This window comes from Nonomuraea maritima, from assembly GCF_900100395.1.
Taxonomy (GTDB): domain Bacteria; phylum Actinomycetota; class Actinomycetes; order Streptosporangiales; family Streptosporangiaceae; genus Nonomuraea; species Nonomuraea maritima.
Window position 1 is genome coordinate 188,705 of the sequence record NZ_FNFB01000002.1, and the last position, 15,573, is coordinate 204,277.

The following is a 15,573-nucleotide window of genomic DNA, read 5'->3' on the forward strand; positions in this document are numbered from 1 at the left end:
CGGCCCGGCCGTCCGGCGCTCAGCCCGCCGTGTCGAAGTTGATCGCGCTGTACGCGCGCAGCTTCCAAAGCTGGTGCTCGCTCTCGATCTTCCTGATGGTGCCCGACCGGCCGCGCATCACCAGCGACTGCGTGATCGCCGCGCCGGAGCGGAACCGTACGCCCTGCATGAGCTCGCCCTGCGTGATGCCGGTGGCGGCGAAGAAGACGTCGTCGGAGCGGACCAGGTCGTTGGTGGTGAGCACCTGGCCGAGGTCGTGCCCTGCGTCGATCGCGCGGGAGCGCTCGGCGTCGTCGCGCGGCCACAGCTTGCCCTGGATCACCCCGCCCAGGCACTTGAGCGCGCACGCGGCCACGATGCCCTCGGGGGTGCCGCCGACGCCCATCATGAGGTCGATGCCGGTGCCCGTACGGGCCGCCATGATCGCGCCGGCCACGTCGCCGTCGACGATGAACTTGATGCGGGCGCCCGTCTCCCTGATCTCCTTGACCATCCGCTCGTGCCGCGGACGGTCGAGCACCACCACGGTCACGTCGGACGGCGAGCAGTGCTTGGCCCGCGCCACGGCGTTGATGTTGTGCGCCACGGGAGCCTCGATGTCCACCACGTCGGCCGCCTCTGGGCCGGTGACCAGCTTCTCCATGTAGAACACCGCCGACGGGTCGTACATCGAGCCGCGCTCGCTCACCGCGATCACCGACACCGCGTCGGGCATGCCCAGCGCCGTCAGCCGGGTGCCGTCGATGGGGTCCACCGCCACGTCGCAGTCGGGTCCGCTGCCGTCGCCGACGTGCTCGCCGTTGAAGAGCATCGGGGCGTGGTCCTTCTCGCCCTCACCGATGACCACCACGCCGTTCATCGACACGGTGTTGATCAACTGGCGCATGGCGTTCACCGCGGCGCCGTCGGCGCCGTTCTTGTCGCCCCGGCCCACCCACCGGGCCGCCGCCATCGCGGCGGCCTCGGTGACGCGGACGAGCTCCAGCGCCAGGTTGCGATCAGGGGCGTGCTCGCTCGTCGCGAGCGGTGGCGGCACGGAAGTCTGGTCGGACATGATGCTGGCCTCCTCGTGGGACGTCTCATCTGATGGTAGTTGCCGCTCTTCATCCCGGTCGGAGGGGGATAATCTCCTAGCGGAGCGCGGATTTTGCGCCATACCATGTGCGCGCCACGGGTCTCGCCTTCACCATGGAGCGTGCCGCCCCGCCGTGGAGGAGGTCCCGATGAGCGATGTGGAAGACGTGGTCGTCCAGCCGCGCATGTCCGAGCGCGGTGCCGCGACGCGCGGCTCGCTGCTCGCCGCCGCACGCGAGGTCTTCGTCTCGAAGGGCTTCGCCGAGGCCGGCGTCACCGACGTGGTGTCGCGGGCCGAGGCCAGCGTGGGCAGCCTCTACCACCACTTCTCCGGCAAGGCCGACCTCTACCTCACCCTGTGGGAGGAGTTCCAGGCCCGCCAGGCGCAACGCACCAAGCAGGCCGCCCGCGCGGCCCGCGCCGGCGGCGAGAGCGACCCGATGCGGGTGTTCGTCAGCGCCGCCCGCGCCTACCTCGACGGCTGCCTCGAAGAGCGCGAGCTGGCCGCGCTGTTCCTGCGCGGCGACGGCCCGCCCGGCTTCGACGTGCTCATGCGCGACCGCCTGCGTACGTGGGCGCAGCGCAACGCGGCGCTCTTCGAGGACGAGCCGGCGCTCGCCGTGGTGGTCACCGGGGCGCTGGCCGCTGCGGTGTCGGAGGTCGTCGATTCCGGCGACCGCGACCTCGCCGAGGAGGCGCTCGCCATCATCGGGCAGATCCGTCCGGCCGCTTCGGCGACCGCACCCTCCAACGGGTAGTCTCGCGAAGTGTGCGACGGTTCACCGAAGGTTTCCACGGCTACGCGGTAGCCCTGTTCGTCTGCCTCGCGGGCGCCGGGTTGTTCCTGCTGGTCACCCCGCAAAGCCGTGAGGAGCACATTCCGCGGCTCGACTACACGATCACCGTCGCCAACTTCGGCCACCAGGTGCCGTACGGCGTCTGGGCGCCGCGCCAGGACCCGCCCGGCTGGGTGCCCAACAGCAACCGCATCGCCAAGGGCGAGAACGGCGCGCAGGTGCTCTACCTGGGCTACGCCACCGCCAAGCGCCAGCACGTCATGTTCGCGCAGAGCAACGAGCGGCCCGCGGCCGGGTTCGCCTCCCGCATGGCCAACAGCGACAAGGCCACGGGCACGCAGCAGATCGGCGGCGTCACCTGGGAGCAGCGCCACCGCGAGGACAAGAACCAGCGCACGCTCGTCCGCGTCCTGCCCGACGTGACGCTCGTCATCACCGGCACGGCCGACTGGCCCGAGCTCGGCGAGCTCGCCGCGCAGCTCCAGCAGCGGCCGCAGGGCTGACGGCGCGCGTGGGCCGATGCGTCTAGGGTGGTGACGTGGCAGACGAGAAGGCACCCTCATACGAGCAGGCCCGCGAGGAGCTGACCGAGGTGGTGCGCCGCCTCGAGACCGGCGGGCTCACGCTGGAGCAGTCGATCGAGTTGTGGGAACGCGGCGAGAAGCTCGCCGCCGTCTGCGAGGAGTGGCTCCAGGGGGCCCGCGTCAAGCTGGCCGCCGCCATGGCCCGGCGCGCCGACCAGGCGCAGGGCTCCGACGACGCCCCCTTCTGACTCACTCGTCCTCGGGGGCGTCCTCCGCGCGCACGTTCACCCGGTCGTCGGTCAGCCGGATCGTCAGTGCGGCCCCCGGTGCGACGTCCTTCGCCCGCCGCACCACCTCGCCGGACGGGTGCTGCACGATCGCGTAGCCCCGTTCGAGTGTGGCCGCCGGCGACAGGGTGACCAGGCGAGCGCGCAGGTGGGTGAGGTCGTCGCTCGCGCGGTCGAGCGACCCCGACAGTGACCTGCGCGCCCGGTCGCGCAGCGCCTCCACCTGCTCGGCCCGGCGTTCCAGCTCGCGTACGGGGTCGGCGAGCGCGGGCCGGGAGCGTACGGACGTCAGCCAGGACATCTCGCGGTCGAGCCACCCGCTCACCACCCGCCGGCCCCGGTCGCGCAGCTGGCGCACCATCGACAGCTGCTCGCCGACGTCGGGCACGACCTTCTTGGCCGCGTCGGTGGGCGTGGACGCGCGCACGTCGGCGACCAGGTCGAGCAGCGGGCTGTCCTGCTCGTGGCCGATCGCGCTCACCACGGGCGTGCGGCACGCGGCCACCGCGCGCACCAGCGTCTCGTCGGAGAACGGCAGCAGGTCCTCCAGCGAACCACCGCCCCGCGCGATGACGATCACCTCGACCGAGGCGTCGGCGTCGAGCTTGCGCAGCGCCTCGGTCACCTCGCCCACCGCGTACGGCCCCTGGACGGCGACCTGCTCGACCTTGAACCGGACGGCGGGCCAGCGGCGGCGGGAGTTCTCCAGCACGTCACGCTCGGCCGCCGACTCGCGGCCGCAGACGAGCCCGATCGTGCCGGGCAGGAACGGCAGCCGCCGCTTGCGGTCGGAGTTGAACAGCCCCTCGGCGGCCAGCAGTTGCCTGAGCCGTTCGAGCCGGGCCAGCAGCTCTCCGACGCCGACCGGCCGGATCTCGAGCGCGGTGAACGCGAACGAGCCCTTGTTGACCCAGAAGTCGGGCTTGACGTGTATGACGACCCGCGCGCCGTCGGCGGGCCTGGGCACGGCCGCCTCGTACACGCCTCGCGGCGCGGTGACGCGGGCGGACACGTTGGCGACCGGGTCGCGCAACGTCAGGAACACCGTGCCGCCGCGCGCGCTCAGGTCGGTGATCTGGCCCTCGACCCAGACCGTGCCGAGCCTGCCGATCCAGCCGCCCACCATCTGCAGGACCGTGCGGATCGGCAGCGGGGACTCCGGCGTGGTCTTCGAGGTCATGCAGGAAGACTACGGGTTCGGTACGACCTGCTTCTCGGCCTCGAGCTTGGCGAGGCGGTTCTCGAACATCTTGACGACCTCGGGGCGTGCCGTCGTGGCCTTCTCGTAGGCGAGGTAGTCGCCGATCTGCTCGGCCGTCTTGCCCCGCATGCGGGCACGCAGCGACGCGACGGTGAGCGAGGCGTACCCGGGCAGTGGCTCGACCAGCCCGCCCTCGGCGGGCGCGGCGCCGGCGGGCTCGGGGGTGGCCTCGGCCGCCTTGACCTTCTTGGCGGGCTTCGCGGCGGGCTTTTTGGCGGGCTTCTCGGCGACGGTCTCGGCAGGGGCCTCAGCGGCGACCTCGGCGGGCTTCTCCGCCGGAGTTTCGGCGGCGACCTCGGCGGGCTTCTCGGCGGGGGCTTCTGCGGGCTTCTTCTCCGTGGCGACCGCGGGCTCGGGCTCGGGCTTCGGCTCGGCGGTCGGCTCGGCCTTGGCGGCCGGGGTGGTGGCAACCGGCTCCGCCTCGGGCTCGGTGGCGGTGCCTGGCGCCTGCTCCGGCTCGGCCGGGGCCGACCTGGGGGCGAAGATCACCGGCTCCTTGCGCGCCGGCTTGTCCTCCGCCGTCTCAACGGACGCCTCGGCCACCTGCTCGGCGGCCGAGGGAGACGCCTCGCGCTCCTCGTCCTTGCGGCCGAGGCCCTTGACGGAGTTCTTCATGCGGTCGACGACGAGCAGCGCCTGCCCGGCGGCGCTCAAGGTGCCCTGGACGACGAGGAGCGGGAGATCCTTGGCCTTCTCCTTCAGCTGGTCCTTGTTGGTGACAGTTCTGGCGATGTTGCGTATCACGTCGCTGAGGGACATGAACGTCTCCCTGGGAGGTCAGTAATAGACGGCCAGTCTGGCAAATCGCGGGCAAGCGCGCACGCTCGGGCCAGCGGGCCGTTCCACGTAGCATAAGAAGTATGGAGCCCCAGACCCCCAGTTCCCGCCGAGTCCTCGTGGCCAAGCCGCGGGGCTACTGCGCCGGAGTCGATCGAGCCGTCGTCGCGGTCGAGAAGGCGCTGGAGCAGTACGGCGCGCCGATCTACGTCCGTAAGCAGATCGTCCACAACACCCACGTCGTCAAGACGCTCGAGGCCAGGGGCGCCATCTTCGTCGACGAGACCGAGGACGTGCCGGAGGGCGAGATCGTGGTGTTCTCGGCCCACGGCGTGTCGCCCGCCGTGCACGAGGAGGCCAGACAGCGCAGCCTGCGCACGATCGACGCCACCTGCCCGCTCGTCACCAAGGTGCACAACGAGGCCAAGCGGTTCGCGGCGAACGACTACGACATCCTGCTGATCGGCCATGAGGGCCACGAGGAGGTCGAGGGCACCTCCGGCGAGGCGCCCGACCACATCCAGCTCGTCGACGGGCTCGACAGCGTCGACCGGGTGCAGGTGAAAGACCCGAGCAAGCTGGTGTGGCTGTCGCAGACCACGCTGTCGGTCGACGAGACCACCGAGACGGTCGCCCGGCTCAAGGAGCGCTTCCCCACGCTGATCGACCCGCCGAGCGACGACATCTGCTACGCCACCCAGAACCGGCAGGTGGCGGTCAAGGAGATCGCCGCCGAGTCCGACCTGGTCATCGTGGTGGGCTCCGACAACTCGTCCAACTCCAAGCGGCTGGTCGAGGTGGCGAAAGACTACGGCGCCAAGGCGTCCTACCTCGTCGACAACGCCTCGTACATCCGTGACGAGTGGCTCGACGGGGTCACCACGGTCGGCGTGACGAGCGGCGCGTCCGTGCCCGACGAGCTGGTGCACGAGGTGCTGGAGCGGCTGGCCGCGCATGGGTTCTGCGACGTGAGCGAGGTCGAGCCGGTGCAGGAGAGCATGCGCTTCGCACTGCCCCACGAGCTGCGCAAAGACCTGCGGGCCGGCTAGCGGCCGGTCAGTCGTCGCCGCGGGGGGTGCCGTAGACCTTGGGCTCGAAGTAGCCCTCCGGCTCGGGCACGAACGGCTGGCGCGGGCGCGGCACCTCCGCGCCCGCCTTCAGCTCCTCGCGGAGCTCGCGTACGTTGTCGCGCAGGCCGCGCCGCCACGCGATGCCGAGCACGATCGCCGATCCGGCGAACAGCCACGGCGCGCCGCGGGTCAGCGACGTGTAGAGGCCGAGCGTCAGCGACTGCACGATCGACACCGACCCGAAGGCGCGCCCGAGCTCGACGAAGAGCGTGGCGCAGAAGAACACCAGCGGCGGCGTCACCACGAGCGACAGCAGCTCGCGCCGGTTGACCAGCAGCACGCCGAGCGTGCTGGCCGCGACGAACGTCGCCCCCACCAGGTACGGGACGGCGAGCACCGCCGTCAGCACGTAGCCCGCCAGGGTGGCGACCAGGGCGAGCGCGACCGCGCCGCGAGCGGTCAGCCTGACCGCCGAACGCCTGCCTTTCCCAGCCACCGGCCCACCCCCGTTTACTGCGACCCGTTGGCCAACTTACCGTTCGCGTGCGAAATCAGAGGTGAGGTTTCGAGTAGTTCGGGCGATGCCAGGGGTCTGGGCAGGCCTTCGAGCATCTCGGGCGAGTCGAGATCACCGTCCACGACGCCCAGATCGTGCAGTTTGCGCGCGGTGACCAGCACGCGGCTCTCGAGCGACCCGACCGACTTGTTGTAGGCCTCCACGGCCCGGGTCAGCGCCCGGCCCAGCGCGTCGACGTTGCGGCCCAGGGACGACAGGCGTTCGTACAGCTCCTTGCCGAGGTCGAAGACCGCGCGCGCGTTCTCGCTGAGCGCGGCCTGCTGCCAGGCGTAGTGGGCGGTGCGCAGCATCGTGATCAGGGTCGTCGGCGTGGCGATGTGCACGCGCCGCGCCATGGCGTACTCCAGCAGGCTGGGGTCGCGTTCCAGCGCGGGCGCGAGGAACGCCTCACCGGGGATGAACAGCACCACGAACTCGGGCGAAGGGTTGAACCCCTGCCAGTACGACTTGGCGGCGAGCCGGTCGATGTGCTCGCGCAGGTGCCGGGCGTGCGCGTCGAGCCGTACGGACGCGTGCGTCTCGTCGCCGGCCTCGGCGGCCTCGAGGTAGGCGGCCAGCGACACCTTGGAGTCGACCACGATGTTCTTGCCGCCGGCGAGCCTCACGACCATGTCGGGGCGCATGGAGCCCTCGGTGACCTGCTCGTCGAAGTCGCAGTGGCGCTGCATACCGGCGATCTCGGCGACCCGGCGCAGCTGCAGCTCGCCCCACCGGCCGCGCGCCTCGGGTCGCTGCAGGGCCCGTACGAGCGCGGTGGTCTGCGCGCGCAGCTGCTCGTGGCTCTGGCGGACGAACTCCATCTGCTGGGCCAGCTCCGCCCGAGCCGCGCGCTGCCCCGACTCGGTGTCGCGCAGCTGCGCCTCGACCCGCGCAAGGGCGTCCTTCAGCGGCTCCACCAGGTGCTCGACGGCCTGCCTTCGCTGGTCGAGGTCGCCGGTGGCCTCGGCGCGGCTGGCCGCGAGCCGGGTCTCGGCCAGTTCGAGGAAGCGGACGTTGTTGACGTCGAGTGCGCGGGTGGACAGGGCCTGGAAGCGTTCGGCCAGCTGTTCCTCGACGTAGACGAGTTTCTCCGAGGCGGCCTTGGCGCGGGCGTCGGCCTCGGCGACCCGTACCGCCGCGCGTGTCCTGGCGAGGAGGAATCCGACGAGCAGTCCGACAGCGAGACCTGTGAGAAGCGCGAGGACGTCCACCCGGTCGATGATTGCAGGGCCGCGGCGGGCGTATGTCACCGACACGCTTCGGCGTTCCGCTTGTGCGGCACGTCTCGCGTCACGCAGAGTGATGGAGTGAGCACGCTGCCGAGAACCGCCGTGGTGGTAGCCGTCCTGGTGGCGCTGGCCGGCGCGGTGATCGCCTGTTCGCCGTCCGGTTCCGACGGCGCTCCCGGCCAGGCGGGCGGCGCGCTGGTCGGGCAGGCCCGTCCGGTGCTGCGCTGGACGCCCGGCGCGTGCGTGACGCGCGACTACGCGCTGACCGCGTGCAACGGCGGCGAGTCGCGGGTGGTGGCCCTCGCCCCCGATCCGCCGCGTCCAGGCGACTGCCCGGTCGACACCGACAACGTGCTGCGCGTCGGCGCGAACCGTACGGCGTGCGTGCGCAACTTCCTCGACCCGCACCCGGGCATGCCGGGCGGGGGCGGGGGGCTGCTGCGCGCGGGTGACTGCGTCCGGCTGGACGGCCGCGAGCAGGCGTGCGACCGTCCCGGCTGGTACGGCAAGGTCATCGCGATCACCGGGCGCGTCTCCGCCTGTCCCTCGCGCACCCTCGACACGCTCAGCGACGACTCCCGGGTGGTCTGCCTCGGCCCGGGAGGCCAGGTGCTGGAGCGGGGCGCCTGCGTGGCCAGGCCGTCGGCCGCGGCGACGGCCCGTTCCGCGGTCGTCCGGGTGCCGTGCGAGTCGCGCCAGGCCTGGGCGCGGGTGGTGGCGTTCGGCACCTCGCCGGGTGGCTGCCCGTCCCGCTCCGAGCGCTATCTGCGGGTCGAGGGGGCGTTCCGGCCGGTGACCTGTCTGGACGTGCTGAGCAAGTAAACTCAGCGTCCGTGAGTCTCTCCATCGGCATCGTCGGCCTGCCCAACGTCGGTAAGTCCACGCTGTTCAACGCGCTGACCAAGACCGGCAACGCGCTCGCGGCCAACTACCCGTTCGCCACCATCGAGCCCAACGTCGGCATCGTGGGCGTGCCCGACGACCGGCTGCCCGTGCTGGCCGAGATCTTCGGCTCGGCCCGCATCCTGCCCGCCAAGGTCGAGTTCGTCGACATCGCCGGCCTGGTCAAGGGCGCGTCGGAGGGGCAGGGCAGGGGCAACCAGTTCCTCGCCAACATCCGCGACACCGACGCGATCTGCCAGGTCATCCGCGTGTTCGGCGACCCCGACGTCACCCATGTCGACGGTGAGATCTCGCCGAGGCGCGACATCGAGACCATCAACACCGAGTTGATCATGGCCGACCTTCAGACGGTCGAGAAGGCCGTCCCGCGCCTGCAGAAGGAGGCGCGCAACAACAAGGACAAGAAGGCCGCGCTGGAGGCCGCCGAGGCGGCGCTGGCCGTCCTCGAGACGGGCAAGACCGTCTTCGAGAGCGGTCTCGACCGCGACGAGCTGCGCGAGCTCCACCTGCTGACCGCCAAGCCCTTCCTGTACGTGTTCAACCTCGACGCCGACGAGCTGACCGACACGGCGCTGCGCAAGCAGCTCGCCGAGCTGGTCGCCCCGGCCGAGGCCGTCTTCCTCGACGCCAAGATCGAGTCCGAGCTGGTCGAGCTCGACGAGGAGGAGGCGCTGGAGCTGCTGCGCTCGGTCGGCCAGGACGAGTCGGGCCTGCGCCAGCTCGCCCGCGTCGGCTTCGAGACGCTCGGCCTGCAGACCTACCTCACCGCCGGCCCGAAGGAGACCAGGGCCTGGACGATCCGCAAGGGCGCCACCGCCCCCGAGGCGGCCGGCGTGATCCACACCGACTTCCAGCGCGGCTTCATCAAGGCCGAGGTCGTCTCCTTCGACGACCTGGTCGAGGCCGGGTCCATCGCCAGCGCCCGCTCGGCCGGCAAGGCCCGGATCGAGGGCAAGGACTACGTCATGCGCGACGGCGACGTGGTCGAGTTCCGCTTCAACGTCTAACCGGTCCTGCGCGGAGGCCGGTCCCGTACGGGGCCGGCCTCACTGCTGTACACCCTGTCCGTTATGCGGACATATTTCGTTTATGTAAAACATCGAGCATTTTGTCCCGATATCTGCACATTGGCTTTACAGCGCATGTCCAGAGGTGATCAGATTCCGCCCGGTTCATCACCTTTGGAGGAAATGTGCGGCTTTCTTTAGCTCGTCTGCCTGCGGCGTCAGCCGCCGCGGCACTTCTCGCGGTCGTCGCCACCCCCCTGGCGGCGCACAGCGCACCTGTTGACCAGCCGTTCACGTCCGCGACCGGTGGCGCGCCCACCACGGTGACGCTGATCACCGGCGACAAGGTGACGTTGACCCCGCAGCCCAACGGACACCCCAGCGTGAGCGTCGAGCGGGCGCCCGGCGCGAAGGGCCCGGTGCGCATCGCCACCGAGGGCGGGGACACCTACGTCTACCCCGCCGAGGCGATCGCCTACATCGCGGCAGGCCGCCTCGACAAGCAGCTCTTCGACGTCACCCAGCTGATCGCCCAGGGGTACGACGACGCGCACAGCGCCGACCTCCCGCTGATCGTCACGAAGGGCGCGGCCACGGCCGAGGCCAGGACCACCGCGCCGCCGTCGAGCACCACCCTGCCGGGCGCCGAGACCACGCTGAGCCTTCCGTCCGTCCAGGGTGAGGCGATCCGCGCCCACCGGTCGAAGGCCACGGACTTCTGGTCGGCCCTCACCGGCGCGGGACTGGCGGCGTTCAAGCAGGCTGAGCCGGAGACGCCGTCCTTCGCCGCCGGCATCGACAAGGTGTGGCTCGACATGAAGGCCAAGGCGACCCTGGCCGACACCACCGCGCAGATCGGCGCCCCGGAGGTCTGGGCCGGTGGAGGCACAGGCGAAGGGGTCCGGGTCGCGATCCTCGACACCGGCGTCGACACCGAGCACCCCGACCTCGCGGGCAGCATCGCGGCGTCCCGGAGCTTCATCCCCGGCGAGGAGGTCACCGACCGCCACGGGCACGGCACCCACACGGCCTCCATCCTGGCCGGGACGGGCGCCGCCTCCGACGGCAAGGAGCGGGGTGTCGCCCCTGGCGCCAAGCTGATGGTGGGCAAGGTCCTCAGCGACGACGACACCGGTACGGTGTCCGGCATCATCGCGGGCATGGAATGGGCGGCTCGTGAGCAGCACGCCCAGATCGTCAACATGAGCCTGGGCGTCAGCGCCTGGCACTCCCAGGACGACCCGCTGAGCCAGGCCGTGAACCAGCTGACCGCCGAGACGGGCGCGCTCTTCGTCGTCGCCGCCGGCAACGACGGCAACGGCCCGTACAACATCGGCGCCCCGGCGAACGCGGACGCCGCGCTCACCGTCGCCGCGGTCGACTCCTCCGACCACCTCGCCGAGTTCTCCAGCGGCGGGCCGCGCATGAACGACGACGGCCTCAAGCCCGACATCTCCGCCCCCGGCGTGGACGTGCTCGCGGCGCGCTCGCAGTACTCGTGGATGGGCGAGGGCTACTACCGCCTGGACAGCGGCACCTCCATGGCGGCGCCGCACGTCGCAGGAGCGGCCGTCCTGCTCGCGCAGAAGCACCCCGAGTGGACGGCGCAGCAGCTCAAGGACGCTCTGATGAGCACGTCCAAGCCGACCCCCGACTACAGCCCCTACCTGGCGGGCACCGGCCGCCTCGACCTGGCCGCCGCCTACCGGCAGGACCGGGTAATCGCGACCGGCTCGGTGGACGCGGGCCTCGTCGCGTGGTCGGACAAGAAGCGGGAGCCGATCACGCGGCAGATCTCCTACACCAACGTGACGGACAGCCCCGTCACCCTGGACCTGTCCGTCGACCCGGGCAACTCTCCTGAGGTCTTCGAGCTGGCCGCCGACCAGGTCACCGTGCCCGCGCACGGAACCTCGACGGTCGACGTCACGGTGAAGCCGGGCGGGCTCGCCGCCGGCCAGTACGCCGCCCAGGTCAAGGCCGTCGCGACCGGCGGCGCGGCCGACGAGGTGCACACGGTGGTGGGGCTCTCCGTCGAGTCCGAGCGGCACGTCCTCACCGTCAACGTGAAGGACCGGGCCGGCCGGCCCGTGGACGCCGAGCTCGAGATCAGGGACGCCGCCGGAGTCAGCACCTACATGTGGACCAGGAACGGCAAGCTCACGAGCCGCTGGGCCCCCGGCACGTACGCGGTCGTCGCCATCATGGACGTCGAGGGACTGAACGGCCCCGACTCCCTCGGACTCGCCATCATGACCGCCCCCGAGGTCGAGCTGACGGCCGACCGGACCGTGACCCTCGACGCCTCGCAGGCACCCCAGGTCAAGGTCGACACCCCCAAGCCGACCGCCGTCACCGGCACGAGGATCGACCTCTACCGCTCCTTCACGTCGAGCGAGCCGAAGCCGGGCGACTACAGCGACCTGAACGAGAAGATCCTGCTTCCGGCCGCGTACGACAGCGTGTGGGCGCTGCCGACCGGGCCGAAGGTGAAGAAGGGCAGCTTCGTCTTCACCACCAGGTTCCGCGCCCAGCAGCCGCCGCTGCAGATCAGCTACGGCGGTCGCCACATCGAACCGCTCGTGCAGCCTGGCTCCACGCCGGGTCCGGAGGGCAAGCAGCAGCTCGAGGTCGTCTTCGCCGGTACCGGCTCGCAGGCCGACTACGCCGGCGTGTCCGCGCGCGGCAAGATCGCGATCGTCCGCAGCAGCGACGCCGTCACCCCGGCGGAGCGTGGCGCGGCGGCGCACGCCGCGGGCGCCGCGATGCTCCTGGTGGTCAACGACGTCCCCGGCCGCAAGATGGACTGGTACGGCACCCCGGGCGACTTCATGACGATGGGGCCCATCCCGGTCGCCACGGTCCGCAGGGACGAGGGTGAGGCGCTGATCGACGAGCTCACCTCCGGCAAGAAGAAGACGAAGCTCAAGGTCGAGGGCCACCCGGCGCCCGCGTACCTGTACGACCTGGCCGACCGCCACGTCGGCGCGGTGCCCGCGGACCCCTCCCCGAAGACCGGCACCCACGACCTCGCCAGGATCGATGAGGAGTTCACCCCGCAGGCCGGGTTGCGGCTGGTCGACAGCCGAACCGACTTCCAGCCGTACGAGTACTACGGCGTCGGGGTCAGCAACGATCAGCTGACGCTCGCCGCGGGGTCGCGTACCGACTGGGTCTCCGCAGGGGACGACATCCGGTGGCGGCATGCCGTCAACCCCGGCGACATGTTCGGGGCGACCCTCACAGGGCAGTCGCTCGGCGAAGTGCTGTCGTACCGGCCGGGGAGTGTGCAGGAGGACCGCTGGTACGGGCCCGTCACGCGGCCCCGCATGATCAGCACCGACATCCCGTTCCGCGGTCAGTACGCACTCAGCGCCGTCATCAACGGATTCGGCGACGCGGGAACGGCGCACAGCGGCGGGACCAACCTGCCGCAGCGGATCAGGGTGTACCAGGGCGACAAGCTCCTGCGGGACATGTCCAACAACGGAGAGCTCTACGTCGAGATGACGCCGGAGAAGCTGCCGTACCGGTTGGTCGTCGAGACGGAGAACGACGGCAACCTGGGCCCCTACTCCACCACCACCTCGACGGATTGGCACTTCACCTCCGAGGGTCCGGACGACCCGGCGGGCTTCCTGGCCGTCCCGCTGCTCCAACTGGACTACGACGCCGACACGGACGCCGACGGCAAGGCGAAGCGCAACTCGGACTTCGCCGTCATGCCGGTGGTGGTCGGCAGCGACGCGGCCGAGTACAAGCCCTCCTCGCTCAAGCTTGAGGTCTCCTACGACGACGGGGCCACCTGGCAGCAGCAGAGCGTCAAGGAGAAGAAGGGCGCCTGGCAGACGTCTCTGAAGGCGCCGCGCGGAGCCGAGTACGTCTCCATCAGGGTCACCGCCGAGCAGCGTAACGGCGACGGCGTCACCCAGACCGTCATGCGGGCCTTCGGCCTCAAGTGACACGGTGAGGGGCGGACGCCGGCCGGGCGCCCGCCCCTCACGTCAACCACCGGGGGATCCCGCGCGTCGAATCGACACGGCGGTCACGCTGACTCGGGAGGCCCCTCATGATCCGTCGCATCATCCGTAAACGGCGCCCCGCGCCCACGCTCGTCGGCATCAGCCTGGAGGAGGAGCTCGCGCTCATCAGGGTCGAGCTGATGTACGGCCTGCGCGTCAACCGCGAGGCGTACCTGCGCAGGAAGGTCGACGAGCGCAACGAGACGGTGAGCCGCATGCGCGACCGCGAGCCCGCCGAGATGCTGGCCGACCTGCGCGGCTCGCTGGAGCGTACGGTCCGGCCCAAGGTGGTCGACCTGCAGAGCAGGCGCCAGGCGCGGGCGAGCCAGGACTCCGAACCCGCCTGATCGGTTCCCTCCGCTCGCGATCCATACCGAATCCGCAGGTCGTGAGAGTACTTGCCTGTTTTGGACAGGATTCCGTGGCGGCCGGGCTATGCGCCTTTATGGCGAATGGCCTGGTCGAATGGTGATTTCGCCCAGAAGTGCCGGCAATCGGGTCCTGAGCCCGCCCTGTGAGACCGGTTTGCCGTCCGGGACCGTCATGCCGCAGCATGGGCGTGGCTTTCCTGGAACAATGGCGGAGACCGGATAGGGTGACTACTTCACCGCGGATGATGGGGATCGGCAACGGACGACACCGCGCCAGCCGGGGGGATAGGCGCGAGCGGAGGCGTGATGGCTCGTAGGTCTACCGTCCACGATCCTCGGATCGCAGACGGTCCCGGCCTTTCCGCGACCCTGGACGCGGCCGACTTCGACACGCCCCCGCCGCGCAGGCCGCGGCGGGGTGGCTGGTCGGGTGGCGGTGGGCGGTGGCTGGTGTGGACCGGCCGCATCATTCTCTGGGCACTTATCGCAGTAATCCTGGTTAATGGGGTCCGTGCCCCATTTGAGAGGTTTACCCAGCAAGAGTCCGCTTCGCCGGCCGGGGTCACGCCGGCGAACAAGGGATTCCCCGCTGAACAGGGCATGTCATTCGCCGCACAGTTCGCCGGCGTCTATCTGAATTTCAACCCCGACGACGCCGCGAGCAGGTCACGTAAGCTCGCGGCGTTCCTGGCCGAGGGCATGGACCCGCAAATGGGCTGGGACGGCTTCGGCCGCTACGCCGCCGTCGCGATCCAGCCGTACGACATCGAGGTGGCCGACGCCCACAACGCCGTGGTCAGCGTGGCCTTCCAGTCCGGTCCCCGCCGGCTGATGCTCTCGGTGCCGCTCTACTCCTCCGGCGGCGAGGCCGGCAGGAGGTTCGTGGTGGCCGGGCGACCGGCGATCCTGCCCGCGCCCGCTCCGGCCCAGCTCCCCCAGGTGGCCGAGCCCGAGACCGACGACGCGACAGCCGCCGAGCTCAAACCGCAGCTGGAGGGTTTCTTCAAGGACTACGCCGACGGCGACACCGCCGGGCTGCAACGCTACGTCGCCGCCGGCAAGAGCCTGCCGAGCTTCGCGGGCGCGTTCACCTTCTCGCAGCTCAAGGAAGTCGTGGTGCCGGTGGGGGGCGCCACCCGAGAGATCCAGGCGGTCGTGGTCTGGGCAGTGCCGAACGGCGACGTCCCGGCCACGCCCAGCGCCACCGACCCGGCCGCGGTCGGCGGCACGCTGGAGCAGGTCTATCGCCTGACCGTCGAGAAGCAGGGCGACAAGTGGTTCGTCGCCGACATCCGTGGCGGCGGCCGGGTCCTTGGATAGACGCGCGGCCGCTCCGCTGATCGGTACCCCCCGGGAGGACAAGAAGTGACCTTGAAGACCATAGTGCTCACCTTGCTGGAGATGACGCCGGCGCCGACGTCCACCGGCATCGACACCGGCGGGCTCGCCGACTTCCTGCGCGCGTTCTTCGCCCCGCTGTTCCTCGTCGTCGTCTCCGTGGTCGCGCTCTTCTTCCTCTTCACCCGTGAGATCACGCGGTTCGTGCAGTTCCTGATCCTGGCCGTGGCCATCGGAGTGATCTTCTACGTGCCCAACATCATCGAGGTGACGGCGAAGGCCATCGCGGGAGCGCTCGGCATCAGGTAAGGGTTGAGATCGCCGCCCGGCGGTCATGAACGAGCGGGTGGGAGAGGA

At 70.7% G+C, this 15,573-nt stretch carries 15 protein-coding genes; 10 read left to right on the forward strand and 5 right to left on the reverse strand.

Translation table 11 applies throughout. The annotated features are described in order from the left end of the window. Positions 1 to 19: 19 nt before the first annotated feature. Complete coding sequence (gene glpX / locus BLR04_RS04480; RefSeq protein WP_090759873.1) at positions 20 to 1,054, reverse strand: class II fructose-bisphosphatase; 1,035 nt, start codon at positions 1,052 to 1,054, stop codon at positions 20 to 22. A 169-nt stretch (positions 1,055 to 1,223) separates the two neighbouring features. Between glpX and BLR04_RS04485 the strand changes: the two genes are divergently transcribed. From BLR04_RS04485 to BLR04_RS04495, 3 genes are read left to right on the forward strand one after another with little or no spacing between them, the layout of a single operon-like run. Then, the gene (locus BLR04_RS04485; RefSeq protein ID WP_090759875.1) at positions 1,224 to 1,832 is read left to right on the forward strand and encodes a TetR/AcrR family transcriptional regulator; all 609 of its coding nucleotides are present in this window, start codon (positions 1,224 to 1,226) and stop codon (positions 1,830 to 1,832) included. 11 nt (positions 1,833 to 1,843) lie between these two features. Further along, entirely contained in the window at positions 1,844 to 2,374 is a 531-nt protein-coding gene (locus BLR04_RS04490; RefSeq protein WP_090759877.1) for a DUF4245 domain-containing protein, read from the forward strand. A 35-nt stretch (positions 2,375 to 2,409) separates the two neighbouring features. Next, entirely contained in the window at positions 2,410 to 2,643 is a 234-nt protein-coding gene (locus tag BLR04_RS04495) for an exodeoxyribonuclease VII small subunit (RefSeq protein ID WP_090759879.1), read from the forward strand. Position 2,644: 1 nt separating this feature from the next. On the opposite strand, the gene xseA is transcribed toward BLR04_RS04495, so the two are convergent. Further along, entirely contained in the window at positions 2,645 to 3,862 is a 1,218-nt protein-coding gene (gene xseA, locus BLR04_RS04500) for an exodeoxyribonuclease VII large subunit (RefSeq protein ID WP_090759881.1), read from the reverse strand. Between the two features lie 9 nt (positions 3,863 to 3,871). After that, a complete protein-coding gene (locus BLR04_RS04505) occupies positions 3,872 to 4,702 on the reverse strand; it encodes a hypothetical protein (RefSeq protein ID WP_090759883.1) in 831 nt (276 codons plus the stop codon). Between the two features lie 101 nt (positions 4,703 to 4,803). Here BLR04_RS04505 and BLR04_RS04510 point away from each other — a divergent pair, with 101 nt between their 5' ends. Next, a complete protein-coding gene (locus BLR04_RS04510; RefSeq protein WP_090759886.1) occupies positions 4,804 to 5,769 on the forward strand; it encodes a 4-hydroxy-3-methylbut-2-enyl diphosphate reductase in 966 nt (321 codons plus the stop codon). Between the two features lie 7 nt (positions 5,770 to 5,776). Here BLR04_RS04510 and BLR04_RS04515 read toward each other — a convergent pair whose 3' ends face one another. Together BLR04_RS04515 and BLR04_RS04520 are read right to left on the reverse strand one after the other, a co-directional pair. Beyond that, the gene (locus tag BLR04_RS04515; protein ID WP_090759888.1) at positions 5,777 to 6,286 is read right to left on the reverse strand and encodes a DUF6542 domain-containing protein; all 510 of its coding nucleotides are present in this window, start codon (positions 6,284 to 6,286) and stop codon (positions 5,777 to 5,779) included. A gap of 14 nt (positions 6,287 to 6,300) precedes the next feature. Then, positions 6,301 to 7,557 carry a DNA recombination protein RmuC gene (locus tag BLR04_RS04520; protein WP_090759890.1) on the reverse strand — a complete coding sequence of 419 codons (1,257 nt, stop codon included), beginning with the start codon at positions 7,555 to 7,557 and terminating at the stop codon, positions 6,301 to 6,303. A gap of 96 nt (positions 7,558 to 7,653) precedes the next feature. Between BLR04_RS04520 and BLR04_RS04525 the strand changes: the two genes are divergently transcribed. The 6 genes from BLR04_RS04525 (at position 7,654) to BLR04_RS04550 (ending at position 15,525) form a co-directional block, all read left to right on the forward strand. Further along, positions 7,654 to 8,397 carry a hypothetical protein gene (locus BLR04_RS04525; RefSeq protein WP_090759892.1) on the forward strand — a complete coding sequence of 248 codons (744 nt, stop codon included), beginning with the start codon at positions 7,654 to 7,656 and terminating at the stop codon, positions 8,395 to 8,397. 11 nt (positions 8,398 to 8,408) lie between these two features. Continuing rightward, positions 8,409 to 9,485: a redox-regulated ATPase YchF gene (ychF, locus tag BLR04_RS04530; protein ID WP_090759894.1), complete on the forward strand. Its 1,077-nt coding sequence runs from the start codon at positions 8,409 to 8,411 to the stop codon at positions 9,483 to 9,485. A 185-nt stretch (positions 9,486 to 9,670) separates the two neighbouring features. Next, a complete protein-coding gene (locus tag BLR04_RS04535) occupies positions 9,671 to 13,447 on the forward strand; it encodes a S8 family serine peptidase (RefSeq protein WP_218128716.1) in 3,777 nt (1,258 codons plus the stop codon). A 107-nt stretch (positions 13,448 to 13,554) separates the two neighbouring features. Then, positions 13,555 to 13,854 carry a hypothetical protein gene (locus BLR04_RS04540; protein WP_090759896.1) on the forward strand — a complete coding sequence of 100 codons (300 nt, stop codon included), beginning with the start codon at positions 13,555 to 13,557 and terminating at the stop codon, positions 13,852 to 13,854. A gap of 624 nt (positions 13,855 to 14,478) precedes the next feature. After that, positions 14,479 to 15,198: a conjugal transfer protein gene (locus BLR04_RS04545; RefSeq protein ID WP_245740025.1), complete on the forward strand. Its 720-nt coding sequence runs from the start codon at positions 14,479 to 14,481 to the stop codon at positions 15,196 to 15,198. An 81-nt stretch (positions 15,199 to 15,279) separates the two neighbouring features. Then, positions 15,280 to 15,525, forward strand: coding sequence for a hypothetical protein (locus BLR04_RS04550; protein ID WP_245740063.1), 246 nt, complete (start codon positions 15,280 to 15,282; stop codon positions 15,523 to 15,525). Positions 15,526 to 15,573: the final 48 nt, after the last annotated feature.

Coding starts and splice junctions, on each gene's coding strand:
- BLR04_RS04510 (WP_090759886.1), top strand. CDS start 4,804: ATGGAGCCCCAGACCCCCAGTTCCCGCCGAGTCCTCGTGGCCAAGCCG.
- BLR04_RS04550 (WP_245740063.1), top strand. CDS start 15,280: ATGACGCCGGCGCCGACGTCCACCGGCATCGACACCGGCGGGCTCGCC.
- BLR04_RS04505 (WP_090759883.1), bottom strand. CDS start 4,702: ATGTCCCTCAGCGACGTGATACGCAACATCGCCAGAACTGTCACCAAC.
- BLR04_RS04485 (WP_090759875.1), top strand. CDS start 1,224: ATGAGCGATGTGGAAGACGTGGTCGTCCAGCCGCGCATGTCCGAGCGC.
- BLR04_RS04545 (WP_245740025.1), top strand. CDS start 14,479: ATGTCATTCGCCGCACAGTTCGCCGGCGTCTATCTGAATTTCAACCCC.
- glpX (WP_090759873.1), bottom strand. CDS start 1,054: ATGTCCGACCAGACTTCCGTGCCGCCACCGCTCGCGACGAGCGAGCAC.
- BLR04_RS04540 (WP_090759896.1), top strand. CDS start 13,555: ATGATCCGTCGCATCATCCGTAAACGGCGCCCCGCGCCCACGCTCGTC.
- xseA (WP_090759881.1), bottom strand. CDS start 3,862: ATGACCTCGAAGACCACGCCGGAGTCCCCGCTGCCGATCCGCACGGTC.